Source organism: Bacillus sp. R86525 (assembly GCF_042466195.1).
In the GTDB taxonomy this organism is placed as follows: Bacteria; Bacillota; Bacilli; order Bacillales; family Bacillaceae_G; genus Bacillus_A; species Bacillus_A nitratireducens.
The window spans coordinates 5022250-5047582 of sequence record NZ_JAXHPX010000007.1; the positions used below are offsets into that span (position 1 = coordinate 5022250).

The window sequence follows — 25333 nt, forward strand, 5'->3', positions numbered from 1 at the left end:
CAAACATGAGGAATTCTTAATTTAAGAATTCCTCTTCCTTTATTCTATGAAAAGAAAAGATGTGAAACGAATGACAAAAGATCACGATAATCCACGTTCTATAGCTTTTACATACAAACTAATTTTGAGTATCATTGCATTCTTTCTTATTTTTATGGTGGCAATGGTATTAGGTGCTGCAGATACTTCTATAAAAGATGTATGGTTAGCACTCACTTCCTCCGCTAAAGGAGACAAAATATCTATTATTCGCGAAATACGTTTGCCACGTGAAGTTGCCGCTATTTTTGTAGGAGCTGGACTTGCTGTTTCTGGGGCGATTATGCAAGGATTAACACGAAATCCACTTGCAGATCCTGGATTATTAGGGCTATCTGGTGGCGCAAATGCTGCACTTGCACTGACACTTGCTTTCAACCCTTCTATAAGCTACCTTTACTTAACACTAGCTTGCTTTATCGGTGCTGCAATTGGCGCTATTATGGTATTTGGAATTGGCATGGTGAAAAAGGGCGGACTTTCCCCTCTTCGAATTGTATTAGCGGGTGCTGCAGTTTCAGCGTTCCTGCTCGCAATTTCAGAAGGTGTTGGCATTTACTTCAAGATTTCACAAGATGTATCACTTTGGACTGCTGGGGGCGCAATTGGAACGACTTGGAGCCAATTAAAAATTATTATTCCTGTTATTTCAATAAGTATATTTATCGCTATTTTACTTGCAAGGAAATTGACAGTCCTTAGTTTCAGTGAAGAAGTTGCTGTTGGACTTGGTCAAAAAATTATCGTCATTAAAACGATTTTATTTATCATTATTATCTTGCTTGCTGGCGCTTCTGTAGCACTTGTCGGAAACATGGCTTTTATCGGCTTAATGATACCCCATATGGTCCGTCCAATCGTTGGACCAGACTACCGTTTCGTTATACCGATGTCAGCGATCGCTGGTGCTTCCTTTATGCTACTTGCAGATACAATCGGACGTACAATTAATGCTCCGTACGAAACACCAGTTGCTGCAATCGTCGCAATTGTAGGATTACCATTCTTCCTATTCATTGTACGTAAAGGAGGAAGAACTTTCTCATGATGCAATCTATTCTAAAGAAACAACGTCTTATCATACTCGCATTACTTATACTTACCATCACAACCATTGTAATTGGAATGGGGCTCGGTTCTGCCGCCCTCTCCTATGACAGGTTAATCCCAACGCTGATGGGACAAGGTACATTTAAAGAAGAATTCGTTTTATATTCTTTACGACTACCTAGAATTGTTATTACATTATTAGCTGGTATGGCTCTCGCTTTATCAGGGGCTATCCTGCAAGGAATTACCCGAAATGATTTAGCTGAACCTGGTATTCTCGGAATCAATTCTGGAGCTGGAGTCGCTGTTGCTGTTTTCTTTTTATACTTCCCAATAGACGTAGGTTCATTTCTTTACTTACTACCAGTCGTTGGATTTATCGGTGCGTTTCTAACAGCTGTGCTAATTTACGTATTTTCATATAGCAAATCCACAGGCCTTCAGCCAATACGCTTAACATTAACCGGTATCGGTTTTTCATTTGCACTATCTGGAATGATGATTGTCCTTATTTCATCCGCTGATCGTATGAAAGTGGACTTTATCGCAAAATGGATTGCCGGAAACATTTGGGGAGATGACTGGACATTTGTTTTAGCAATGCTTCCATGGCTAATCATATTAATCCCATTTGTCTTCTATAAAGCAAATCGATTAAATATATTAGCATTAAACGAGCCAGTAGCAATCGGTGTTGGAATTGAAATTGAAAAAGAACGAAGATACTTATTAATCGCAGCCGTTGCACTTGCTGCCGCTGCTGTTTCCGTAACAGGAGGAATTAGCTTTATTGGACTAATGGCTCCTCATATCGCAAAATCTTTAGTAGGTCCAAGGCATCAAATCTTCATGCCAATTGCCGTTTTAATCGGCGGATGGTTATTGCTACTAGCGGATACAATTGGACGAAATATCGTCGAACCTAACGGTATTCCAGCTGGTATTGTCGTTGCTTTAATTGGTGCTCCTTACTTTATGTATTTGTTGCTTAAGAAAGCATAAAGAAACCCCCTCAAGTTTTTTTCTTGAGGGGGTTTTCATTTCATTCTACTGCTGCCCATACCCTTCAAACTTCTTCGCCAAATTCTCCATCTCGTCTTCTGGCAATAATTTCGGTTCCCCAACACTTTTCGTTTGGTAATAAATTTGAGCACAAAACTCTATTTCTTCTGCAATAGTAAACGCCATTTTTATATTATTCGCTCCAGCCATTAAACCATGGTTCGCAAGTAAAACTGCACGACGATCAATCATTCCTTCAAAAGCTGCCTCTGCTAATTGCTTCGTACCAAATGTTTCATACGGTGCACAGCGAACATTTGGACCTGCAAAAGCAATTAAATATGACACAGCAGGAAGTTCCCATCCTAATGATGCAATTGTCTTCGCATAAGGAGAATGTGTGTGCACAAGCGCATTTATATCTTCACGATTTCTATAATAAATAAGGTGCATGTCTAACTCGCTTGATGGTTTTCTCTCTCCTTCTATCACTTCACCATCTAAATTCAATATAACTACATCTTCAGGCTTCGTTTCATAATAATCTAAACCGCTTGGGCTAATTGCAACAAGCCCTTGTTCACGATTAAAAATACTAATATTACCCCCAGTCCCCTTTGTTAAACCACTGGAGATCATTTTCTTTCCATATGCTACAATTTCTTCTCTTTCGTTTTGTAATAACATATACATCCCCCTAAGTATGAAGCTTATGATGACTGACTATATATCTACTTACTAAAATAGCTTTTTTAAGTTCTCCGTAAACGGTGCTTCCACAATCCCTTTTTCCGTAATAATCGCTGTTACATTTTCATATGGCGTAACATCAAATGCCGGATTATATACTTTACTTTCTTTCGGAGCAGAATATTGTCCAAAACGATTGATCACTTCAGAAGCATCTCTTTCTTCAATTGGAATTTCTTTTCCTGTCGGTGTTTTCAAATCAATTGTCGGCGTTGGTGCTGCTACATAAAACGGAATGTTGTAGTATTTAGCTAAAATAGATACGCCTAATGTTCCAATTTTATTTGCTACATCCCCGTTTGCTGCTACACGATCACATCCAACGATTACTGCATCGATTTTCCCTTGTGACATGACCATTGCCGCCATATTATCTGTAATGACCGTTACATCAATTCCCGCTCGCTGCAGTTCTAATGCCGTTAACGTTGAACCTTGTAATCTAGGGCGTGTTTCATCGGAATAGATTTTTAAGTCCCATCCTTTTTCTTTCGCTAAGTACATTGGAGCTGTCGCAGTACCATACTTAGTCGTTGCTAACGCACCTGCATTACAATGCGTTAATACCCCCATGCCATCATGGAATAATGTTAATGCATGTTCTCCAATTTGACGGTTAATTTCTTCATCTTCTCTATGAATCTCTTTTGCTTCTTCTAATAATCTATCTTTCAACTGCGCAATTGATAAGTGAGCATTCTCTTTCGCTACACTTTCCATTCTTTCAAGCGCCCAAAATAAATTTACTGCCGTCGGTCTTGATGTCGCTAAGTATGCACATACCTTTTTTACTTCCTCTATGAATTCTTCCGCCGAACTTTCCGCAACTTCCTTTACTCCTAAATACACACCGTAGGCTGCTGAAACACCTATTGCCGGCGCTCCTCGTACTTTCATTACTTGAATCGCATCCCACACACCCTCAGCCGTTTTAAAAGATTCATAGACTACTTCGTTCGGTAATACCGTTTGATCCAATAACACTAAAGCATCATCTTTCCACTGAATTGGTATTAATTGCTCTGCCATCATCTTCTCCCCTTATTTCGCACTATGCATTGACTGTTTTTTTAACGTTTCTACAAAGCTACTACCTGTTTTATATTGATTCGCTTGTAAAATAAACTTCTTCGCTGCCTGTAGACAAATTCGCTCCGCTCTAGCACGCGTTGCATCATTCTCAATACAAGTCATATCCTTCACCTTCGCTAGACCAACAATACGACGAATTAACTCAAGACCCGTCACTGCAGCTGTATCCTCTAATACAGATTGTAAATAAACTTGGTTAAAACCTTCTTCCTTCGCCATAATCTCTGTTACATGAATATCCCAAGCATCTAAAAACTTCTTCTTAAATAAATCAATTACATCTATCATGGTAGATTCTATCCAGTTCATATAGGTACCTTTCTCAATACCAGTTTGCATCACTGCATCTGCATTCACCCATGCAAACATTAAATTCGCCATTACATTCCCAACGTCATATCCCATAGGTCCATAAAAAGCAAACTCAGGATCAATAACCTTTGTAGAATCACTTTTTACAAAAACAGAACCAGTATGTAAATCACCGTGAAGCAGCGCTTGTGCATTCGTCATAAAAGAAAACTTAAGTTTCGCTACTTCCATACGAAGCTCTTTATCACTATAAATATGCTCCCTAATCCATCCTTCATTTAATTGAAACAATTCGTTGCGTTTATTATGGTTTGTGAATGGCTCTGAATATACGAGGTCCTCTGTAATCTCACATAACTCAGGATTTATATAATTCTTCACGAGTTCCTTCTTCTCTTTATGATTCATTACAACATCTGATGTTAATAGAAGAGTATTTACCATAAAAGTAGTTAAATCATCAGCAAGCCTCGGAAACATTTGATGATTTATGAGTGCTGTACGCAATATTGTATGACTTGATAAATCTTCCATCACGCAACAATTCATCACACCATCGAACAAATATACATCTGGTACAAGTCCAGGTGCTAACTCTCCCTCTAATCGCAAAACATCCGATTCTATACGAATTCGATTCGTCGATAACTTAAACTCATCTGAAATACGCGCTGTACCCCCAGCTTGCTTTACAATGACAGAAATGTTCTTCTGTTCATCCCAAACGCGGAACACATAATTTAAATTACCATCACCTATTTCTTTACACTTTAACCCCTTTGCATGTTCGAACTTAGGTAATTTCTCTTGCACATATGCAATCACATCTTTAGCTTCCATTAAAAAATACTTCGTGAACTTAGACATGGTTTCCCCTCCACACTAAATGTAAACGTTTTCTAAAAGCCATAAAAAAATAATAGACTGAAATTTTTTCAATCTATACTATATCTTCTCTATTGCAATACATATCTCGCTTTTATTATATCTTGTTAGAAATGAGCGTCAATGTTTCTATCTCTCATTGCAATATACTTCTTATTATATATATTTATGATGACAATAATTGTTCACAAAGATTCCGATACATTTTGTTTTATTTATTGCACAATTCTTTGTAAAATAGAAGTAAGCAATTCCTTTTCAAATCTACAACTTCTAAGAAATATTTCCTTCCTAAGAATTTATACTTACACCATGTCTCTAACATACACACTACTCTTTCAAACACTCATTGAAAATTTATGACTTAAAAATTACCTTTTAATTCCCTAGCAGCCTTAATTGAGAATAAATATTAATTAAATTGGTATAAAGTTGGTTTATTCTCTTGACAAAATAACCACTTCTATATGATAATTAATATCGAATTAGAATTATTATAGTTAATTAAAAAATATATTTTATGAGCAAACTAATTTCCGATGCTCAAAACCAACCTTTAGGAGGAATTTTAATATGTTATTAATCGGCACAGAAGTAAAACCGTTTAAAGCTAATGCTTACCATAATGGAGAATTTATCCAAGTTACTGACGAAAGTTTAAAAGGAAAATGGAGCGTAGTTTGTTTCTACCCAGCAGACTTCACATTCGTTTGTCCAACTGAACTTGAAGACTTACAAAACCAATATGCAACTCTAAAAGACTTAGGCGTTGAAGTATACTCTGTATCTACAGACACTCACTTCACTCACAAAGCATGGCATGATAGCTCAGAAACTATCGGCAAAATCGAATACATTATGATTGGTGACCCAACTCGCACAATTACTACAAACTTCAACGTTTTAATGGAAGAAGAAGGTCTTGCTGCTCGTGGTACATTCATCATCGATCCAGACGGCGTTATCCAATCTATGGAAATCAATGCTGACGGTATCGGCCGTGACGCAAGCATCCTTGTTAACAAAATTAAAGCAGCTCAATACGTACGTAACAACCCAGGTGAAGTTTGCCCAGCTAAATGGCAAGAGGGTTCTGCAACACTTAAACCAAGCCTTGACCTTGTAGGCAAAATCTAAGGAGTTCGATCAAAATGATACTAGATGCAGATATAAAAACACAACTATCCCAATACCTTCAGTTAATGGAGAACGATATTTTACTTAAAGTAAGCGCAGGAGACGATAACGTATCTAAAGATATGTTAGCTCTAGTAGACGAATTAGCTACTATGTCATCTAAGATTACAGTAGAAAAAGTTGAATTAGAGAGAACACCAAGCTTTAGCGTAAATCGCCCTGGTGAAGACACTGGTGTCGTATTCGCTGGCATTCCATTAGGACACGAATTTACTTCATTAGTGTTAGCTTTACTTCAAGTTAGTGGACGTGCTCCAAAAGTTGAACAAAAATTAATCGATCAAATCAAAAACATTCAAGGCGAATATCATTTTGAATCTTATATCAGCCTAAGTTGTCATAACTGTCCTGATGTTGTACAAGCTCTTAACGTAATGAGCGTTCTTAACTCTGGTATTACACATACTATGATTGATGGCGCTGCATTCAAAGAGGAAGTAGAAAGTAAAGACATCATGGCAGTACCAACTGTGTACCTAAACGGCGAATCTTTCGGAAGCGGTCGTATGACACTTGAAGAAATTTTAGCTAAAATGGGTAACGGTCCAGATGCATCAGAGCTTTCTGATAAAGATCCATACGATGTTCTTGTTGTTGGTGGCGGCCCTGCTGGTGCAAGTGCAGCAATTTACGCAGCACGTAAAGGCATCCGCACTGGTATCGTTGCTGAGCGCTTCGGTGGTCAAGTAATGGATACTATGGGCATTGAGAACTTCATCAGCGTAAAACGCACTGAAGGTCCTAAGCTAGTAGCAAGTCTTGAAGAGCACGTAAAAGAATACGACATCGATGTAATGAATCTACAACGTGCGAAACGTTTAGAAAAAAAAGAACTTATTGAAGTGGAACTTGAAAACGGCGCTATTCTGAAAAGTAAGAGCGTAATCGTTTCAACAGGTGCTCGCTGGCGTAATGTTGGCGTACCGGGTGAAGCTGAGTTCAAAAACAAAGGTGTAGCATACTGCCCACACTGTGACGGTCCATTATTCATTGGAAAAGACGTAGCAGTTATCGGCGGAGGTAACTCTGGTATTGAAGCAGCTATCGACTTAGCAGGTATTGTTAAGCACGTAACTGTTCTTGAATTCATGCCAGAATTAAAAGCTGATGCTGTATTACAAGAACGTCTTAACAGCTTACCAAACGTAACTGTTCTGAAAAACGTTCAAACGAAAGAAATTACTGGTACTGACAAAGTAAACGGTATTTCTTACATCGATCGTGAAACTGAAGAAGTTCATCACGTTGAATTACAAGGTGTATTCGTTCAAATCGGTCTTGTGCCAAACACAGACTGGTTAGGCGAAACAGTTGAACGCGTTCGCGGTGAAATCGTAACAGACAAGCACGGCGCTACAAACGTACCAGGAGTGTTTGGTGCAGGTGACTGTACAAATAATCCGTACAAACAAATCATCATCTCTATGGGTTCAGGTGCAAACGCAGCTTTAGGTGCATTTGATTACTTAATCCGTAACTAATTATATAGACGTGAGTTTAAAAAAAGCAGGTGCCAAGGCACCTGCTTTTTTTATAATCCTAATGTATAAACTAAAAATCTCTCATTCCCATTCTTCTCATAAGCACCCGGTAATCTAATTTCTCTCTTCAATTCAAACGCAGTCTGGTTCTCTAAGAAGAAAATGTAATCTTCAGAAGGGTAGTATAAAATAATATCCACTTCTCTCTCCGTCTCTTCTACCGAACGTAAGATATTATTTACTACATTCATAAACACTTGGACAGAAAATGGATTGAAGAAATAAAACCGGTTATCACATGGATCAATCTCGTATTCCTGTGCTAAACAACATTCAAATTGGATTTTATCTTTACTGTTTCTTACCTTCCTTGCATAACGCTCACGGTTTTCCATTGCTTCTTTATAAAACTCTTCATTCATTTCAATCCCAACGGCCGAAGCACCACACTTATGGTGCATGTAAAAGTTTAATCGTCCTTTTCCGCACCCAAAATCTACAACTCGATCACTACTTTTAATTTCGTATTGGCTCAATAATTCCTCTAACCCACTATATGGCGTTGGCTCATAGCGATGGTAATGCATAGACTTATTAAACCCTTTTTGCTCACCGACAGTTTTTATATGTAATACAGCATCGTAATATTGTTCGTTCATTCGTTTGCTCCTATTAAGAAATATTACTATTATTATACACCACGTACTGAATGCCCATTTTTATCAAATTATTTGGTACGTGAAATTATATATTCATAAATGAAAATATATCGACTTAACGACAAATTCCTACAAAAAAAACAGGAGCTTTCTAACCCCTGTTTTCTAATACTTTCAATACAGTTTGTTTCAATATTTCTACTCCATCCATTATGCAAGAATGGTCAAACTTCATATAAGGATGGTGTAATCCAGGTTGTAGGTTTGCCCCTAGTCCAAGCATGACAGCTTTTAAATGTGGTCTCTTCACTGTGTAGTAATGGAAATCATCGCTTCCTGTCGTATACAGCGGTCCAGTGCATCCCTCTTCCCCGTACACTTCAAGAATGCCTTTTCGCATAAAGCGCTCAGCTTCTTCTGACACTTCAGCTCCTGGTGCAAGATCAATCCACTCATAAGAAAGTTTAGATCCCATTGATTCAGCTGACTGAATTACTTGCTCTATTTTTTGCTTTAATTCATTTAGTAATATGTTATTTTCTGCCCTTACATCTAAACTAAAATGCCCGTTACCTGGAATAATATTTAGATTATCACCACCAGCTTGGCATCTCGTCATCTTAACAGAATACGACGTCTGTGGTGGTAGCCATATATTTTTCAATCCAATATTAATCATCGTGATGACATCAATTGCATTTATCCCTTGATGCGGGCGTGCCCCATGTGCATCATCTCCGTGAATCATCCCTTCTAAAAATCCTGCTGCTCCGTGACGAATAGATGGGGCAGCTTGTTTCAAAAGAAGTTCTTCAATCGGCCTTAAATGAACACCAAATAAGAAATCAGCATCATCCACGGCACCTTTCTCTACCATCTTTAAAGAACCATTTCCTTTTTCCTCTGCCGGTTGAAAAATAAACCTAACCGTTCCACTATCCCATCTCATATTTTTCAATTGTAAAATAAGCCCCATTACAATCGTCATATGAGCATCGTGACCGCATGAATGATTCGCTTTAAATTCTCCGTCTACTTCTTGCCATAGTGCATCCATATCAGCACGAATCGCAATAACTGGGTTCCCGCTTCCAATTTCAGCGATTACGCCTGGGCAATCATCAAATGTTTTATATGAAATTCCTTCTTCTTTTAAAAAGTTAGTAATATATGCTGTCGTTTCATACTCTTTCCAGCTCACTTCAGGGTTTTCATGCAAATGCTGAAAAATCTCCATTAAACGCTCTTGTAGTTCTAATGTTTTCAAAGCCACATTCTCCTTCCCAAATTACAAACCATTCAGGTTAATTATACTTATGAAAAACAGATGTTTTTATGAACATATTGAATTTTAAGAAAAAAGTCAATTATTTATTTTTAAATACTATCGACAACTCACTTTATACAGATAGAACATTCCTTATTTTCTGTTTTTTTATTGACGCTTACATATATTTTTAGTTATTATAACTTAATAAACGTCTATTTTGCGACAATTCTAAAAATACAAACATACATAATGAGGAGGCATTTTATGAAAAAAGAAATACCTTTTGGCGTAGCAATAATCCCTATTATCATTACAGTTGCAGTTATGATGGTTACAATTGTTGTATTAGAACAAAGCCCTCACGTCCCACTTATTATCGGTACAACCGTTGCTTCTATCGTCGCTTGGCGATACGGTTACAAATGGAATGACATTGAAGAATCGATGTATAAAGGAATTCGCCTTGCATTACCCGCTATCGTTATCATTATTCTTGTAGGTTTAACGATCGGTGCTTGGATTGGCGGTGGAATCGTCGCTACTATGATTTATTACGGCTTAAAACTTTTAACTCCATCACTATTTTTAGTTTCAATTACAATTATTTGTTCTATCGTTGCATTAGCAATCGGTAGCTCCTGGTCTACAATGGGAACAATTGGTGTTGCTGGAATGGGAATTGGCCTAAGTATGGGAATCCCAGCTCCTATGGTTGCTGGTGCTATAATTTCCGGTTCTTATTTTGGCGATAAAATGTCACCGCTTTCAGACACGACAAACTTAGCCGCTGGATTAACAAATACAGATTTATTCACACATATTCGTCATATGTTATTTACTACAATTCCAGGTTTAATTATTACTCTTATCGTTTATGCGTTCTTAGGAAGAAGCTTTGGCGCTAACAATATTGATTCAAAAAGCATCGATCAAACGTTACAAGTATTGCAACAAAACTTTGTTATCTCGCCTTTTCTATTAATTATACCAGTAGTTGTTATGGTATTGGTCGCTAAAAAAGTTCCTGCTATACCAGCTATTCTCGTAGGTGTTATTTTAGGATTTTTATCACAAGTCTTTATTCAAGGTGGTTCTGTCTCATCAGCTGTCGGTGCACTCCAAAGTGGATTTGTTATAGACACTGGAAACAAGCTAGTAGACGAACTATTTAACCGTGGTGGCTTAAGCTCTATGATGAATACAGTCTCTATGACAATTGTCGCTATGACGCTCGGCGGAGTACTAGAACATACTGGAATTCTTCGCTCAATTGTAAATCAAATTTTAAAATTAGCGACATCAGCAAAAGGACTTATCGCTTCTACTATCGCATCTTGCTTTGCAACAAACCTTACTTGCTCTGAACAATATATTTCGATTGTTGTTCCTTCAAGAATGTATGCAAATGCGTACACAGAAAAAGGACTACATTCTAAAAACTTATCCAGAGCATTAGAAGATGGTGGAACATTAACTTCTGTTTTCGTACCTTGGAATACATGTGGTGTATTTATACTCGCAACACTTGGTGTAGGCGCATTCGAATATGCTCCTTATGCTATATTGAATTTCATCGTACCTATTATTTCAATCATTTATGGTATAACTGGCTTCACAATTACGAAGCTATCGGATATTGAAAAAGCAGACCTATTGAAAAAACAAAAAGCGCAACTAGAAGCTTAAAATTTTTGAAATGAATACAATGGTAAATTCAGCTCATATATTGCGCGAGGGCGCCCTTGTTGATAGGGCATTTCCTCGCCGCAAATATTGGCATATCTGTAATCAACTAATTTCTTTAACAGCCTTTCCGTCGATCGCCGAGTCACTTGTAAGTATTCAGAAAGATCGGCCGCTGTAAATTTCAATGATGGATGCGATTGACTAAATTGAATAATTTTTGACAGGTTTGCAGGACTAAGCTTCGTTTCCTTCGCTATTTTCATTAATTCAGGGTTATCATTTTTCAAACTTTGTACTCTCTGATCTTTCGGAAATGGACCAAATAATTCCTTATCACTTGTTAGTATATAAAAACGGCTTTCTATCGGATTATTTTTTGCGAAACCTTGAGCGATTTTTGCATTTTGTTCCGCTTCATTTACTGTTTTCCCGTAACCAAATCCAATAGATACCGCTCCTTCTATATTCGTAAATAAACGATCTATCGTATTTGTTTTTATACTCGATTCGATATCACCACGAGTTGTATACAAAATAAATGTTATTTCATCAACTTGCTTAAATGAACCACGTAATTCTTTTGAAATTACATTTAATTGTTCAAGCGATCTTTCTTGTAACTCTATAAAGGATATAATACAAGCACCAACAGTAGCTGAATGGCTTTTTGCTAACTCAGCTTTTATTTTTGCATCCTTTAATCCATGTATAATTGATTGCGCCGGATCTATCATACGCTCTGAAGGAATACCTATTTTTTGAAGTTCATTGTAGACAGCGTGAATACTAGTTAAAGCTAAATGAGCCGCTCCTGATTGATATTTAGTTAAATGAAAATCAATGATTCTCTTAATTTCATCATTACTCCATAACACATTTTCATAATCCATCACTTGCGGAGTTTCTTTCAAACCGATATCATGGAATACATTTGTAATAAACGAACGATCTACTAAATCAATTGAAATTTTATGAGGTTGAACCCCTTGATGATATAATATAGAAAGTAGTGAGGATGCGACGGTAGCCTCATCTTGCTGCAAATATATACTTGGAATTGATAATTGTTCTCTTATTTCTTTTGCCATATAATAAGGTAAAGCACCTGAGAAAAAGATGATATCACAAGGCTTTAAACGCTTTAATAGTTCAGAAGATTCTGCCGGATGAAGATAAATATATGGATCAATCTCTATTTCTTCTAGTTTATGAGCAATAGGTAAAAGTGTCTCCATAAACTCTTTTGAACCGACAACTGCAATTTTTATCATCATTTTCTCTAACTCCTTATCATTAATTAACGACTATTTAACGTCAACTATATCAAATGTACAAAACCATTGTACACAGGAAGGGGTCTTTATTCAATGAAAATTACAGCTATTCACCTTTACGCAATTCGTTTACCGCTTCGCGATCCGTTTGTTATTAGTTATGGTTCTTATTCTGATATGCCTTCTATTATCGTCAAAATGGAAACTGATGAAGGCATTATCGGTTACGGTGAGGGCGTTGCTGATGATCACGTTACAGGCGAATCATGGGAAAGTACTTTCCATACTTTAAAACATACACTAGCTCCTGCTCTTATCGGACAAAATCCAATGAATATCGAAAAAATACACGATATGATGGACAATACGATTTACGGTGTTCCTACAGCGAAAGCTGCGATTGATATCGCTTGTTTTGATATAATAGGCAAAAAACTAAATCAACCTGTATATCAATTAATTGGCGGACGCTACCATGAAGAGTTTCCTGTCACTCACGTCTTAAGTATTGCAAGTCCAGAAAATATGGCTGAAGAAGCTGCTTTGATGATTCAAAAAGGTTACCAATCTTTCAAAATGAAAGTCGGTACAAATGTAAAAGAAGATGTAAAAAGAATTGAAGCTGTACGCGAACGTGTAGGAAATGATATCGCGATTCGCGTCGATGTAAACCAAGGTTGGAAAAATAGCGCAAACACATTAACAGCACTTCGTTCATTGGGGCATTTAAACATCGACTGGATTGAACAGCCTGTTATAGCGGATGATATTGACGCAATGGCTCACATTCGCTCTAAAACAGACCTTCCGCTTATGATTGATGAAGGACTAAAAGGCTCTCGGGAAATGCGCCAAATCATCAAATTAGACGCAGCTGATAAAGTAAATATAAAACTAATGAAATGCGGCGGCATATATCCAGCTGTAAAACTCGCTCATCAAGCTGAAATGGCAGGCATTGAATGCCAAGTTGGCTCAATGGTCGAATCATCCGTTGCTTCTTCCGCAGGATTCCATGTCGCTTTCTCAAAAAAAATCATTACTAGCGTCGAGCTAACAGGTCCATTAAAGTTCACGAAAGACATCGGAAACTTACATTACGACGTACCATTCATTCGCTTAAACGAAAAGCCCGGACTCGGCATTGAAATAAACGAAGATACATTACAAGAACTAACCGTCTTTCAAGACGTTGTACGCTAAAGGAGGACTAACACATGACAGTTCTATACGAAGGAACATTAAAACAAAATAACGATCCATTTCACGTTACATTACTATCTTTAGAACATATGGAACAAATTTTATCATTACAAAATGTTGTAGTTGAAGCGCTAGAAGATAAAGGTCGTTTACAACCTCTCTCACTAGAAGAATTTCAATACATTCTAGAAGGAAACGGCATGATGATCGGTGCTTTTATCGAAAACGAACTCATCGCATTTCGTGCCCTACTCGTCCCTCCTATTGATGATGAACATTTAGGACTTGATATTGGCTTACCAGAAAGCGAACTACATCGCGTCATCTATCAAGAAATCTCAAACGTTCACCCGAACTGTCGCGGAAATGGGATGCAAAAAATATTAGCCACAGTCATTATGGATGAATTACAAAAAGAAGACAGCAAATATGATTATGTTTGCTGCACCGTTGCACCTTTTAACATTCCTAGTTTAAAGGATAAATTTGCGCAAGGGATGGAAATTGCTGCATTGAAGGAGAAGTATGGTGGTAGTATGCGGTATGTTTTTGTGAAGGAATTGCGTGGGGATAAAGAAAACAATTGGACGGATATTAAAGATGTTCCGATGAGTGATGTTAGTGAAAAGCAAACGTTACTTTCAGAGGGGTATCGTGGATATGAGATGGAGAAAGTGGATGGAGATTTCGTTGTGAAGTTTGGACGATAGTTCCTACGCCCGACAAAAAGGAGATGTCTGCTGTGACATCTCCTTTTACTTTCTCCCCATTGAAAAATTCCTTGATAAATGAAATTATATCAACGGTTCGATAAGAAATATCGCTTTACCGACAAAAATCGATATTCCCTACTAAACCGTCATCTTCCAACTCGATACCGCTAACCAATTTTCCATTTCCTTATAATCAGGCATTATCTTCCCAACAAGACGCCAAAAAGATCGATCATGATTTAAATGAACCATATGACACATTTCATGAACAACTACATAGTCAATTACCTGCTGTGGGGCCATTGCAAGCTTCCAATTAAACGTTAACTGCAAGTTCGAATCACAAGTTCCCCACGTACGGCTACTATCTGTAATACGAATAGAACGCGGTTTTGTTTTAAAGTTATTTTGATGTGCTTTAATACTCTTCTCTACTAACGCCTTGCACTGCTTATAGTAAAATCGCTTTAAAGCTTGTTGGATTTTCTCATCCTTAAGCTCTTTCACATAAATATGTAGCTTACCACCCTCAAAGACTGCATTATCTTGCTCAATGCTCGCATCTTGAGAAATCTGTATCGGATACGTGTTTCCTAAATATAGAAATCCCTCTCCTTGATCATAGTCCTTTTCTTGTGGTCCAAGCGCTCGCTCTTGCATTTCCTTACGTGTTTTCTGAATCCAATCCCATTTCTCCTCTAGCAACTGGACTAAGTATTCAACAGGTGTTCCTTTCGGAGCTTGCACTTCCACATTTCCGTACGAATCTACAAAAAGACGCACAGACTTTTTCTTCTTATAAGTTATATGAAAATTAATTGTCTCACCTAAATATGTATGTACCATTTCATCACCTAGCGTATTATTTTTACAAATAAAAAAGAGTAGGATACGAACGTCCTACTCTATCTATTATATCATTTACTGCTTTAACGAACTTATTATCCTCTATACTTTACAGCTAATCCCTTAATGAAATTCCTTGCGTATCTATCGCCGCACTCTTTGTAATGCTTATGGCCTTTCTTTCTTAATAAAGCGCCTAATTCTCCTTTTGTTACGATAACTCCTACGCTGTCTAATATATCAAGCACATCTTCACTCGTTAAAGATAGTGCTATTTTCATTTTCTTTAAAAGAAGGTTATTGGCACTCTCCTTGCTTTGTACAGGTGCCGGTTGCCCTGGTTTCGGATCTTGCTTCCCTCTTTTTAAAGTAATAAATCCATTTAAAAATGCCTCTAGCATCATCATGTCGCATGTTAATACGTACTCATCTTCGATTACATCATCATTTTCAGCTTCATGCTGAGGAGATCTCTTTATTTTTGTAAGCATATCAACTACGTCTTCTTTCGTTACTTCCATCCCGCCAAGTTTAAAGATTTCCACCATATCTATATCTTTTATATCTAAAGCGTATCTTACTCTTTTTAATATATCGTTGTTGCTCATTGCCATTGTATTTCCTCCTGAAATGTTGATTATAGTAATGCTTTTAGCATGTATAAATTAATGTCGTTAAGTTACTACTTTAACATTTTAGAGGTAGGTTTTGTAGTCTTAGGTGGATTAATGCTTTTGGGGATGATTTTAAAACAGCAAAAAATAATGGGATAATCGTGCGAAACTACGGATGGGGATTTACTATTAATTAACACACTTGAAAATCGACTAACCTGATATAGGTTAGTCCATTTCTTTTTATGCAACTCTAATTTAGTGGGCAACTCAAACATGAATGTTACGCAAAATTCAGGTGAAATATATTGATTGTGTTTACTTAGGTTTTCCTTTTTATTTGTGGTACGGTTCACCTTAACTAATCTAAATAAGGTTATTGTTCATTATTTTCATAATTAAATTTAACAAAAAAGGTAGTGCCTTCCGATCCTGTTTGAATTTCTATTTTTGCATTATGACGGGCAGCAATGGCATAACATATGCCTAACCCCAATCCAGTTCCATTATCTTTGGTCGTGTAAAATGGAGTACCCAGTTTCTCTAATACTTCAGGCCTGATACCTTTTCCTTGATCCCGCACTGCAAGCACCACACAATTTTGACCTTCCTTGTAGGTACTAATGGTTAGAACTTTCCCTGTGCTCATCGCTTCTAAGCCATTTCGGTATAGGTTTATTAATAATTGCCGTATCTCATTACGATTTAAAAGTAATTCCGGAATGTCATTTGTATCGACTTGAATATATTTATTTTGATTATACGTATCAATTTTTATTAAAGGAATACTATCGTGGATAATTGAATTTAAATCGAACATCTGCAAATCCGATTTCCTTGTATTACCTATTGAGAGAAATTCAGTAATAATAGAATTGGAACGGTCAAGTTCTTCAATCATTAAATTAAAGTACTTATTATGTTTCTCATAGATGCTCTCTTCTTTTAATAACTGCAAAAATCCTCGTACTGTTGTCATTGGATTTCTAATCTCATGGCTGATACCTGCTGCCATTTGCCCTATTAAATCTATGTTGGATAACCTCTTCAATTCCTGCTCATATCGCTTTTTTTCCGTTATGTTTTTAAAAACACAACAAATACCATCATCATACGGGTATGCAATAACTTCGTGCCAATATTCATCAGAGGTAGAGAGAAATTCGAAATGAACTGTAGTTCGCTCTGACATTGCACGATGAAATTCCTTATACATGACTGTGTCGACGCTACTCGGGAAAACTTCCCGTATATTCTTGCCTAATACATCTTTTGCTGTTTTTCTTTGTGGAAAATATTGATGCTTATTTACGTACGTAAATTCCCATTTATTATTCAAAGTAAAGAATCCATCCGTAATACTTTCAATCACACTTGTAACTTTTTCATTAGCAGCAGCTAGTTCTCTCGTTCGCTCTTCCACCATACTTTCAAGTCGATCCATATATAACAAGTTTGAAAACGTAGGAGCTGTGGCATCAACGATAGATTTTGCCAGTTGAATTTGGGAATTATCGTAATTGTGAGCTTTTCCCTCTTTGCCAACAACGATTACCCCTAATACTTCTCCCATTGAAACCAATGGAATCATCAGTAGACCCTTACTATCTATATTTTTTGTTTGAATAACCTCTTGGATCTTGGCTTCATAGCTTTTCTCCATCCAATACGCTTCTGCCCAATCACAGTCCTTGCTTAACTTCGTTGTTTTAATCGTCGTTTTGTCTAGCGGGTCTAAAAGGTGGATAGCCACGTTTTTACTCTCTAAAATCTGTCCTAAGTAAAAAAAACATTTATCAAAACTTTCCTGTATCGAGGAACACATTGATAAATCACGGGTAACATTTAGTAACAGCTGCTTCTCAGCAATGAGGTTTTCCTTTTGTGTTAAATTATTTGCGTTTTGAATTGCGACCGCAGCCATATTTACATAAGCTTCAACACTCTGAATTTCTGAATCTGTTAAGTTCATTGGAGTTCCATAATCAAATAAAAAAACCAGACCAAATAACTCTTGCCCAAATGAGATAGGCAGGGCTAATAAGGACCTAATTTTGAACGCATCAACTGGTCTCGGATCCGGCCGATTATCCTTTGAGGTATCAGGGATATAGATGGTTTTTTTTGTTTCAATAACTTCTTTTGCCAGTAAATCTATTTCAGGATCAATTACCTGCGTATCGATCGTTACGCCATTTATGGTCTCTGGTTTTCCTGCAAACCCTCTAAATGTTCCATCTTCCTGAGGTAAATAAATTCCAACAGCATTGCACCTAACAATCTCCTCTGATATCGCCATTGTTACACGCTGCAATACTTCACGTAGTTCTAATTTTGTATTTATTATTTTTGTTATATTCGCGAGCCTAGAATATCTCGTCTGATCACTTAACATTCACATAGCCTCCAAGTTATAGGCATAATAAAATAAACATGATACTATCATTGAAAATCAAGACCAACCTGCCATTTTCGATTTTCTCCTGTATTCTTTTCTTACTCTTGTTTTACATAGAATACCTCACTTACTTATGATACAGTTCACCTTAATTAAAATGAAACAGTGTAACTTTCAAAAGTTACACCGTTTCACTATTTTCTACCACATCAACGCTCGCCTCAAACTTATCAAGCAACGCACGCACTTCATCTGTTGATTTCGTGCTCATCAATTGATTTCTTAGTTCAGCAGCTCCAGGGAAGCCTTTTACATAAATTTTGAAGAAGCGGTGAAGCCCTGTGATAGAGCGTGGTAATACTTCTGCATATTGATCTTGAAGATCAAGCTGCAGTCTTAGAAGATCAAGGTGTTCTTTACTACTATGCTCTCTTGGCTCTTTTTCAAAAGCAAATGGATTTTTGAAGATACCTCGTCCGATCATAACTCCATCAATACCGTATTTTTCAGCAAGTTCCATTCCAGTTTGACGGTCAGGAATGTCTCCATTGATTGTTATTAGCGTATTTGGTGCAATGCGGTCACGTAATTTTTTAATTTCCGGAATTAGTTCCCAATGTGCATCTACTTGGCTCATTTCTTCTCTTGTACGTAAGTGAATAGAAAGGTTCGCAATATCTTGTTTGAAAATATGCGTTAACCAATCTTCCCACTCACTTAACTCTTTAAAGCCAAGTCGTGTTTTTACGCTGACAGGTAGTCCGCCCGCTTTTGCTGCTTGAATAAGTTCTGCCGCAACGTCTGGACGTAGAATAAGGCCACTACCTTTTCCTCTTGATGCTACATTCGGTACAGGGCAGCCCATATTAATATCGATACCTTTAAATCCTAGCTCTGCCATTCCAATACTCATTTGACGGAAATATTCAGGATTATCTCCCCAAATATGTGCCACTATTGGCTGTTCATCTTCTGTAAAAATTAAACGGCCACGTACACTTTTCATACCTTCTGGATGACAATAGCTATCCGAGTTTGTAAACTCTGTGAAAAATACATCTGGGCGACCAGCTTCACTTACTACGTGACGAAAAACAACATCTGTCACATCTTCCATTGGTGCAAGTACGAAAAATGGTCGTGGTAAATCACGCCAAAAATTATCTATCATTTCAAATTCAAATCCTCTCACTATGAATACAAGTTCAAACTCTCAATTTATAATTTGTGAAAATCAGCAATATTTATTTTAACTAAAATCGTTGCTGATTGGTATTTTTGTAAAGTGAAACTTTAATCAGTGGGGGGCTTCATCCCCCACTGATTATTAGTTGAACCAATCAGGCTTTTACGGGCAGTCCGACCCCCACCTAACTTCTTTGCTTTCGCTGAATTTTGAAACAGGGGTCTTACTGCCCGGAAATAGCGGGATAAACCAAAAAGCAGATGGTATAGATTTTTTCTATATCAACTGCTTTTTTATTATACCAACTTAAGCCAAGCTACACACTCCACATGCGTAGTATGCGGGAACATATCAACAGGCTGTACTTCCTGTGTTTTATATCCGCCTTCTTCTAGTACTTTTAAGTCGCGTGCTAATGTTGCTGGATTACATGATACGTATACGACGCGTTTTGGCTTCATATCGATGATTGTGTTTAATAGTGCCTCATCACAACCTTTACGCGGTGGATCTACGACCATTGTGTCAGCGATTACGCCTTCTTTGTACCATTTTGGAATAACTACTTCTGCTTCTCCTACACCAAATTCAGCGTTTGTCATGTTGTTTAGTGCTGCATTTCGGTTTGCGTCCTCGATTGCTTCTGGGACGATTTCAACACCGTACACTTTTTTCGCTTTTTGCGCTAGGAATAAGGAAATTGATCCGATTCCGCAGTATGCGTCGATTACAGTTTCGTTACCATCTAATTGTGCGTATTCTAACGTTTTATCGTATAGCACTTTCGTTTGTTCTGGGTTTACTTGATAGAATGAACGTGCTGAAATCGCAAATTTAATGTCACCGATAAAGTCATAAATATATTCTGATCCGTACAGTACTGTCGTTGTGTCTCCAAAGATTACGTTTGTACGCTTCGTGTTTACGTTTTGTACAATCGATTTTACTTCAGGGAATTTCGCTGCAATTTCTTCAATGATTGCTTTTTTGTTTGGCAACTCTGCTGTACGTGTAATGAAGACAAGCATAATTTCCCCTGTTACTTGCCCGTAGCGAGCCATTACGTGGCGAAGTGTTCCTTTGTTACGCTCTTCGTTATACGCCGAAATACCGTGTTTTTCACAAATACGTTTTACTTCTTGAATTAAAGCATCGTTTTCTTCCGCCTGAATTAAGCATGATTCCATATTAATGATGTCATGCGTTCCTTGACGATAGAAACCTGCTACAAGTCCACCTTCACGTTCTCCAATTGGCACTTGTGCTTTATTGCGGTATACCCACGGGTTTTTCATACCAAGTACAGGATGAACAGGAACATCACTTAATCCACCGATGCGCTGCATAACGTCGCGTACTTGTTTTTCTTTCGCTTGTAATTGTCCTTCATATGTTAAGTGCTGAAGCTGACAACCGCCGCACTCGTTGTACACGGGGCATTCTGCATCTTTACGATATGGACTTTCTTGATGAAGCTTCATTAAACGACCAAACGCGAAGTTTTTCTTCACTTTAATAATTTTAATTTGCGCTTCTTCACCTGGTAATCCGTTTTTAACGAAAATAGGATATCCCTTCACTTTCGCAACACCGGCACCATCATGTGTTAAATCTTCAAACACTACATCTATAAACTCGTTTTTTTCAACTGGTGGCGTCATTTTTGTACTCATTTTCCGACCTCTCTTTTTCATAACACTGCGTTACATTTTATCATACTTATATGGTCTATTTCTATTGGAAGAAAAAAAAGCTATTGACGATAGTTCTCTAGTAATGTTACGCTACTACTAATTTAATACGGACGATGTTACCTCATATATAGTCGATAATATGGATCGAGAGTTTCTACCCGGCAACCTTAAATTGCTGGACTATGGGGAAAACTAATGAATATTAGCCTATGTATAAAAAGACTCCTATTGATTAGCTTTCTCTCATAGATGAAAGTGAATCCATATGGGTCTTTTTTTATTTTTTATTTTCAAAAAGGTCAGACATCTTACGTATGACATAAAACCTCTATTACTTTATTTTTAGTAATATAACGAGCGTTTTATGTACAAACTTTATACGAACTTCTGAAAGGGGCAACTACATGCAATATGTAATGAGCATTATCGGCATTCTTGTCGTTTTAGGTTTATGTTTTGCTTTGTCAAACAACAAAAGTAAAATCAACTTCCGTGCAATTGCTATTATGATTGGTTTTCAAATTTTAATCGGTTGGTTTATGTTTGGGACAAAGATTGGTCAACAAATCATTGTTTTCATTGGTAAAGTTTTCAACAAACTAATTAAACTTGGTACGACAGGTGTTGATTTTCTCTTTAATGGAATTCAAAGAGATTTTGTCTTTTTCTTAAATGTATTATTAATTATCGTATTTTTCTCAGCACTACTTTCAATCTTTAGTTATCTAGGTGTTTTACCATTCATCGTTCGCGTTGTCGGCGGTGCAATTTCAAAAATTACTGGTTTACCACGCGTTGAATCATTCCACGCAGTAAACTCTGTATTCTTCGGTTCAAGTGAAGCCTTAATCGTTATTAAAAACGATTTACAGCATTTTAACAAAAACCGTATGTTCATCATTTGTTGTTCTGCGATGAGCTCAGTTTCTGCTTCTGTTACAGCATCATACGTAATGATGTTAGATGCGAAATATGTACTAGCAGCTCTTCCACTAAACTTATTCTCAAGCTTAATCGTTTGTTCGTTATTAACACCAGTTGATACGAAAAAAGAAGATGAAGTGATTCAAAAATTTGATAGAAGTTTATTTGGAGACAGCTTTATTGGCGCAATGATTAACGGTGCGCTTGATGGTTTAAAAGTAGCTGGTATCGTTGCCGCATTAATGATCGCCTTTATCGGTGTTATGGAAGTTGTAAACTACGTAATCAGCGCTGCTTCAGGTGCAATGGGATATGCTGTTACTTTACAACAAATCTTCGGTTATATACTTGCTCCATTCGCATTCTTAATGGGTATCCCAACTCATGATATTATCCCAGCTGGTGGTATTATGGGTACGAAGATTGTATTAAACGAGTTTGTAGCAATCCTTGATTTAAAAGGCGCTGCTGCAACATTAGATCCACGTACAGTTGGAATCGTTACTGTATTCTTAATTAGCTTTGCAAGTATTAGCCAAATTGGTGCAATCGTTGGTACAATCCGTGCCCTTTCTGAAAAACAAGGCAGCGTCGTATCTCAATTTGGTTGGAAAATGCTATTTGCATCAACACTTGCTTCTATTTTATCTGCGACAATCGCTGGATTGTTTATTTAATAAAAAATCACCTTACTCGTTAAAGTAAGGTGATTTTTTTGATTCTTTATGAAACCGAGTGAAATTCGACCGCTTCTTCTGTATTGATAATCCTATCTTTATATATACCTTTTATTGAAATATAAATGATAGATTTGTTTATGTTTTTTAACTTTCCTAATGAAAAATGATAAAGTAGTCCATCGCTTTTTAAGGTCCACATCTTCCCACTCCATGGCCCAGTAGCTTTTTGTTCATCCGATGCCTTTATTTCACCTTCATATTCACACTCTCCAAAAGGAGTTTTAATTGTATTCTTCTCTGTATCAATTCGAATATTTTTAATTAGTTTCAAATTCTCATCAGAGAGAATTTGAATTTCATGGTCTTTCTTTTTAAAAAAGAGTTTTCCGTCTTTTGTATTTATATATTCTGCATTATTCATTTCATCTATCATAAAATCATATTCTTCTTTTGTAATACCCAAGTTTTGATGATAAGGAAAAGTTTTTTTCGGGATAATTTCTTCTTCTGCATACTTCAAATACCAATCTAAATTATTTGTAATGCTAGCACTCATCTTATTTCCGATTTTCTCCAATTTCTCTTTTATCCCATAAGGAAATTCTAGCGTCATAATATCCGCCGTAACTTCCGCATTCATAAGGCGTGATGGAATATACTCCTCCACACTATTCGCTTTACTCACTTCACTTTGGCAACCGACTATGAATAGCGATATGAAAAGGATATATACTAGTTTTTTATATTTCATTTCTATTCTCCACTCCGTACATCATTCTTGCTTACATTTATAGCGGTTCTTATTATAGTCCAAAATCCTGATATTTAAATAGAAACTACTCTACATATGCAAAATTACATATTAATAAACCTTTCTCTTACTTTAAAATTAACTTAAATCATTTACAAAAATATACAAATCACAAATGAAAAATGTTATAATTTGTAAAAATATATTGGAGGATATTATGAAAGCCCACGCCCTTTTCGACTTCTTACATTTACTAGTCTTGACCATGAAAAGCTATTATTTATGGGGAATGCCTATCTATGTCTTCATTATTCCTCTTATCTTTGTAGTCGGTTATATTATTATCAATTCTAATAAAAAACGAAAGAATACATCTATTCAGAGTCACTAACCTATCCCATATCTAAAAATGATATGATGAACAAGGGTATATCCCCACCTCTCTTATAGCGGTGGGGATTTTAATGTAAGTATGCAACATAATACACAATAGAAGGTGATTTCATGAGAAAATATGCAGCAATTGCTTTATGTACATCTGCCATTCTAGCAGGCTGTAACACAAATAATGCTAGCCCAGAACCTGCAAAAGAGAAAAAGGTACAAGAAGTAAAAAAACAAGAAGAGACTGTACAAACACAAGGTAAAATTTCTTATAATCCAATTACGCACGAATCTACAAACGTAAATATTCATATTACGGACATAAAGGGTTCTTTAACCGAAGTACAATATAAAATTTGGCGCACTGCTGATGGAAAGGAAAGTGCTAAATCTTTTTCTTCTAAAGAGAAAGATCAACAATTTACACTTCCCTTTGATATAAAAGAATTTGAAGGAAAACGCGGTGAATACCAAATTGAAGCAACAGGAACAACAGAGGGTGGAAAAGCTATTCCACTTACGAAATCTACTATTACTTTCGAGCAAAAGGTTCCTGTTCTTATGTACCACGCAATTGATGATTATCACGGGCAAGGTATTAAAGATTTATTCGTATCGCCTGCTAACTTTGAAGCTCAAATGAAGTATTTAAAAGACAATGGTTATACATTATTAACATTTGAACGTTGGGGCGATATTAATAAAGTAAATAAACCCATCTTCGTTACATTTGATGACGGTATGAAAAATAATATGAATGCATTTCGCATTTTACAAAAGCTAAAAGATGATACTTTCAAACCAGCAGCAACTGAATATATGATTGTTGATAACGTTGATGTAGAAGGCGCCCTTTCTACATCTGAAATAAAAGAAATGGTTGATTCCGGCATTTTTTCTGTACAATCTCACACTGCAACACATGCAGACTTGCCGAAAATTACAAACTATGAAGAAGAGTTAAAAGGATCGAAAGAAAAGCTCGAAAAAATAACAGGAAAACCCGTTATCGCAATTGCTTATCCATTCGGTCATGTAGATGATAAAGTTGTCGCTGAAACAAAGAAATACTATCAATTTGCAACGACAACGAAGCCTGGACAATTCATTACGAAGGGTGAACCTGATGAGTTGTTAAAAATGAAGCGTGTTCGCATACACCATACAACGACTGTAGAACAATTTGCTTCTTCGATTAAATAACTATTAGAGCTCAATACATTTTGAGCTCTCTTTTTACTTT

21 protein-coding genes and 1 riboswitch are annotated in these 25333 nt (G+C 36.8%); of the genes, 9 read left to right on the forward strand and 12 right to left on the reverse strand.

Annotation, left to right across the window (positions count from 1 at the left end):
- Window positions 1-46: 46 nt before the first annotated feature.
- Window positions 47-1087 carry a FecCD family ABC transporter permease gene (locus SJY24_RS28485; protein ID WP_377867047.1) on the forward strand — a complete coding sequence of 347 codons (1041 nt, stop codon included), beginning with the start codon at window positions 47-49 and terminating at the stop codon, window positions 1085-1087.
- Window positions 1084-2091, forward strand: a complete 1008-nt coding sequence (locus SJY24_RS28490; protein ID WP_377867048.1) for a FecCD family ABC transporter permease — start codon at window positions 1084-1086, stop codon at window positions 2089-2091. The genes SJY24_RS28485 and SJY24_RS28490 overlap by 4 nt, the downstream gene beginning before the upstream one ends.
- 45 nt (window positions 2092-2136) lie before the next feature.
- On the opposite strand, the gene SJY24_RS28495 is transcribed toward SJY24_RS28490, so the two are convergent.
- From SJY24_RS28495 to mtnK, 3 genes are read right to left on the reverse strand one after another with little or no spacing between them, the layout of a single operon-like run.
- Window positions 2137-2778, reverse strand: a complete 642-nt coding sequence (locus SJY24_RS28495; RefSeq protein ID WP_071747236.1) for an L-fuculose-phosphate aldolase — start codon at window positions 2776-2778, stop codon at window positions 2137-2139.
- Between the two features lie 51 nt (window positions 2779-2829).
- A complete protein-coding gene (gene mtnA / locus SJY24_RS28500) occupies window positions 2830-3870 on the reverse strand; it encodes an S-methyl-5-thioribose-1-phosphate isomerase (RefSeq protein WP_377867049.1) in 1041 nt (346 codons plus the stop codon).
- 12 nt (window positions 3871-3882) lie between these two features.
- Entirely contained in the window at window positions 3883-5112 is a 1230-nt protein-coding gene (gene mtnK / locus SJY24_RS28505; protein WP_377867050.1) for an S-methyl-5-thioribose kinase, read from the reverse strand.
- Window positions 5113-5703: 591 nt separating this feature from the next.
- On the opposite strand from mtnK, the gene ahpC reads away from it, so the two are divergent.
- Entirely contained in the window at window positions 5704-6267 is a 564-nt protein-coding gene (gene ahpC, locus SJY24_RS28510; RefSeq protein WP_000924420.1) for an alkyl hydroperoxide reductase subunit C, read from the forward strand.
- Between the two features lie 14 nt (window positions 6268-6281).
- Window positions 6282-7808, forward strand: coding sequence for an alkyl hydroperoxide reductase subunit F (gene ahpF, locus SJY24_RS28515; protein WP_377867051.1), 1527 nt, complete (start codon window positions 6282-6284; stop codon window positions 7806-7808).
- A gap of 50 nt (window positions 7809-7858) precedes the next feature.
- On the opposite strand, the gene SJY24_RS28520 is transcribed toward ahpF, so the two are convergent.
- Window positions 7859-8467, reverse strand: a complete 609-nt coding sequence (locus SJY24_RS28520) for an SAM-dependent methyltransferase (RefSeq protein WP_377867052.1) — start codon at window positions 8465-8467, stop codon at window positions 7859-7861.
- A 151-nt stretch (window positions 8468-8618) separates the two neighbouring features.
- Window positions 8619-9734, reverse strand: a complete 1116-nt coding sequence (locus SJY24_RS28525) for a M20 peptidase aminoacylase family protein (protein WP_377867053.1) — start codon at window positions 9732-9734, stop codon at window positions 8619-8621.
- A 267-nt stretch (window positions 9735-10001) separates the two neighbouring features.
- Between SJY24_RS28525 and nhaC the strand changes: the two genes are divergently transcribed.
- Entirely contained in the window at window positions 10002-11423 is a 1422-nt protein-coding gene (nhaC, locus tag SJY24_RS28530) for a Na+/H+ antiporter NhaC (RefSeq protein WP_377867054.1), read from the forward strand.
- On the opposite strand, the gene SJY24_RS28535 is transcribed toward nhaC, so the two are convergent.
- Window positions 11420-12697: a transcriptional regulator gene (locus SJY24_RS28535; protein WP_377867055.1), complete on the reverse strand. Its 1278-nt coding sequence runs from the start codon at window positions 12695-12697 to the stop codon at window positions 11420-11422. The genes nhaC and SJY24_RS28535 overlap by 4 nt on opposite strands.
- Window positions 12698-12790: 93 nt before the next feature.
- Here SJY24_RS28535 and SJY24_RS28540 point away from each other — a divergent pair, with 93 nt between their 5' ends.
- Complete coding sequence (locus tag SJY24_RS28540; protein ID WP_377867056.1) at window positions 12791-13900, forward strand: mandelate racemase/muconate lactonizing enzyme family protein; 1110 nt, start codon at window positions 12791-12793, stop codon at window positions 13898-13900.
- A 14-nt stretch (window positions 13901-13914) separates the two neighbouring features.
- Window positions 13915-14610, forward strand: coding sequence for a GNAT family N-acetyltransferase (locus SJY24_RS28545; RefSeq protein ID WP_377867057.1), 696 nt, complete (start codon window positions 13915-13917; stop codon window positions 14608-14610).
- A 141-nt stretch (window positions 14611-14751) separates the two neighbouring features.
- On the opposite strand, the gene SJY24_RS28550 is transcribed toward SJY24_RS28545, so the two are convergent.
- The 5 genes from SJY24_RS28550 to rlmD form a co-directional block, all read right to left on the reverse strand.
- A complete protein-coding gene (locus tag SJY24_RS28550) occupies window positions 14752-15459 on the reverse strand; it encodes a M48 family metallopeptidase (protein ID WP_377867058.1) in 708 nt (235 codons plus the stop codon).
- A 95-nt stretch (window positions 15460-15554) separates the two neighbouring features.
- Window positions 15555-16073: a YehS family protein gene (locus SJY24_RS28555; protein ID WP_097808424.1), complete on the reverse strand. Its 519-nt coding sequence runs from the start codon at window positions 16071-16073 to the stop codon at window positions 15555-15557.
- Window positions 16074-16449: 376 nt separating this feature from the next.
- A complete protein-coding gene (locus SJY24_RS28560; protein ID WP_377867059.1) occupies window positions 16450-18468 on the reverse strand; it encodes a GAF domain-containing sensor histidine kinase in 2019 nt (672 codons plus the stop codon).
- 184 nt (window positions 18469-18652) lie between these two features.
- Window positions 18653-19642 carry a tRNA dihydrouridine synthase gene (locus SJY24_RS28565; RefSeq protein WP_377867060.1) on the reverse strand — a complete coding sequence of 330 codons (990 nt, stop codon included), beginning with the start codon at window positions 19640-19642 and terminating at the stop codon, window positions 18653-18655.
- A gap of 311 nt (window positions 19643-19953) precedes the next feature.
- Window positions 19954-21330 carry a 23S rRNA (uracil(1939)-C(5))-methyltransferase RlmD gene (gene rlmD, locus SJY24_RS28570; RefSeq protein WP_000105015.1) on the reverse strand — a complete coding sequence of 459 codons (1377 nt, stop codon included), beginning with the start codon at window positions 21328-21330 and terminating at the stop codon, window positions 19954-19956.
- Between the two features lie 122 nt (window positions 21331-21452).
- Window positions 21453-21554: riboswitch (purine riboswitch) on the forward strand.
- A 201-nt stretch (window positions 21555-21755) separates the two neighbouring features.
- Between rlmD and SJY24_RS28575 the strand changes: the two genes are divergently transcribed.
- Window positions 21756-22952 carry a NupC/NupG family nucleoside CNT transporter gene (locus SJY24_RS28575; protein WP_377867061.1) on the forward strand — a complete coding sequence of 399 codons (1197 nt, stop codon included), beginning with the start codon at window positions 21756-21758 and terminating at the stop codon, window positions 22950-22952.
- Window positions 22953-22998: 46 nt separating this feature from the next.
- On the opposite strand, the gene SJY24_RS28580 is transcribed toward SJY24_RS28575, so the two are convergent.
- Complete coding sequence (locus SJY24_RS28580) at window positions 22999-23706, reverse strand: hypothetical protein (RefSeq protein WP_002124912.1); 708 nt, start codon at window positions 23704-23706, stop codon at window positions 22999-23001.
- Between the two features lie 504 nt (window positions 23707-24210).
- Between SJY24_RS28580 and SJY24_RS28585 the strand changes: the two genes are divergently transcribed.
- Complete coding sequence (locus SJY24_RS28585) at window positions 24211-25293, forward strand: polysaccharide deacetylase family protein (protein ID WP_377867062.1); 1083 nt, start codon at window positions 24211-24213, stop codon at window positions 25291-25293.
- Window positions 25294-25333: the final 40 nt, after the last annotated feature.

Excerpts from the sequence above, each read along its gene's own strand:
- SJY24_RS28580 (WP_002124912.1), bottom strand. The coding sequence starts at position 23,706 with ATGAAATATAAAAAACTAGTATATATCCTTTTCATATCGCTATTCATA.
- mtnA (WP_377867049.1), bottom strand. The coding sequence starts at position 3,870 with ATGGCAGAGCAATTAATACCAATTCAGTGGAAAGATGATGCTTTAGTG.
- ahpC (WP_000924420.1), top strand. The coding sequence starts at position 5,704 with ATGTTATTAATCGGCACAGAAGTAAAACCGTTTAAAGCTAATGCTTAC.
- mtnK (WP_377867050.1), bottom strand. The coding sequence starts at position 5,112 with ATGTCTAAGTTCACGAAGTATTTTTTAATGGAAGCTAAAGATGTGATT.
- SJY24_RS28545 (WP_377867057.1), top strand. The coding sequence starts at position 13,915 with ATGACAGTTCTATACGAAGGAACATTAAAACAAAATAACGATCCATTT.
- SJY24_RS28540 (WP_377867056.1), top strand. The coding sequence starts at position 12,791 with ATGAAAATTACAGCTATTCACCTTTACGCAATTCGTTTACCGCTTCGC.
- SJY24_RS28555 (WP_097808424.1), bottom strand. The coding sequence starts at position 16,073 with ATGGCAATGAGCAACAACGATATATTAAAAAGAGTAAGATACGCTTTA.
- SJY24_RS28575 (WP_377867061.1), top strand. The coding sequence starts at position 21,756 with ATGCAATATGTAATGAGCATTATCGGCATTCTTGTCGTTTTAGGTTTA.
- ahpF (WP_377867051.1), top strand. The coding sequence starts at position 6,282 with ATGATACTAGATGCAGATATAAAAACACAACTATCCCAATACCTTCAG.
- SJY24_RS28485 (WP_377867047.1), top strand. The coding sequence starts at position 47 with ATGAAAAGAAAAGATGTGAAACGAATGACAAAAGATCACGATAATCCA.
- SJY24_RS28535 (WP_377867055.1), bottom strand. The coding sequence starts at position 12,697 with ATGATGATAAAAATTGCAGTTGTCGGTTCAAAAGAGTTTATGGAGACA.
- SJY24_RS28560 (WP_377867059.1), bottom strand. The coding sequence starts at position 18,468 with ATGTTAAGTGATCAGACGAGATATTCTAGGCTCGCGAATATAACAAAA.
- rlmD (WP_000105015.1), bottom strand. The coding sequence starts at position 21,330 with ATGAGTACAAAAATGACGCCACCAGTTGAAAAAAACGAGTTTATAGAT.
- SJY24_RS28520 (WP_377867052.1), bottom strand. The coding sequence starts at position 8,467 with ATGAACGAACAATATTACGATGCTGTATTACATATAAAAACTGTCGGT.
- nhaC (WP_377867054.1), top strand. The coding sequence starts at position 10,002 with ATGAAAAAAGAAATACCTTTTGGCGTAGCAATAATCCCTATTATCATT.
- SJY24_RS28490 (WP_377867048.1), top strand. The coding sequence starts at position 1,084 with ATGATGCAATCTATTCTAAAGAAACAACGTCTTATCATACTCGCATTA.
- SJY24_RS28585 (WP_377867062.1), top strand. The coding sequence starts at position 24,211 with ATGAGAAAATATGCAGCAATTGCTTTATGTACATCTGCCATTCTAGCA.
- SJY24_RS28565 (WP_377867060.1), bottom strand. The coding sequence starts at position 19,642 with ATGATAGATAATTTTTGGCGTGATTTACCACGACCATTTTTCGTACTT.
- SJY24_RS28495 (WP_071747236.1), bottom strand. The coding sequence starts at position 2,778 with ATGTTATTACAAAACGAAAGAGAAGAAATTGTAGCATATGGAAAGAAA.
- SJY24_RS28550 (WP_377867058.1), bottom strand. The coding sequence starts at position 15,459 with ATGGTACATACATATTTAGGTGAGACAATTAATTTTCATATAACTTAT.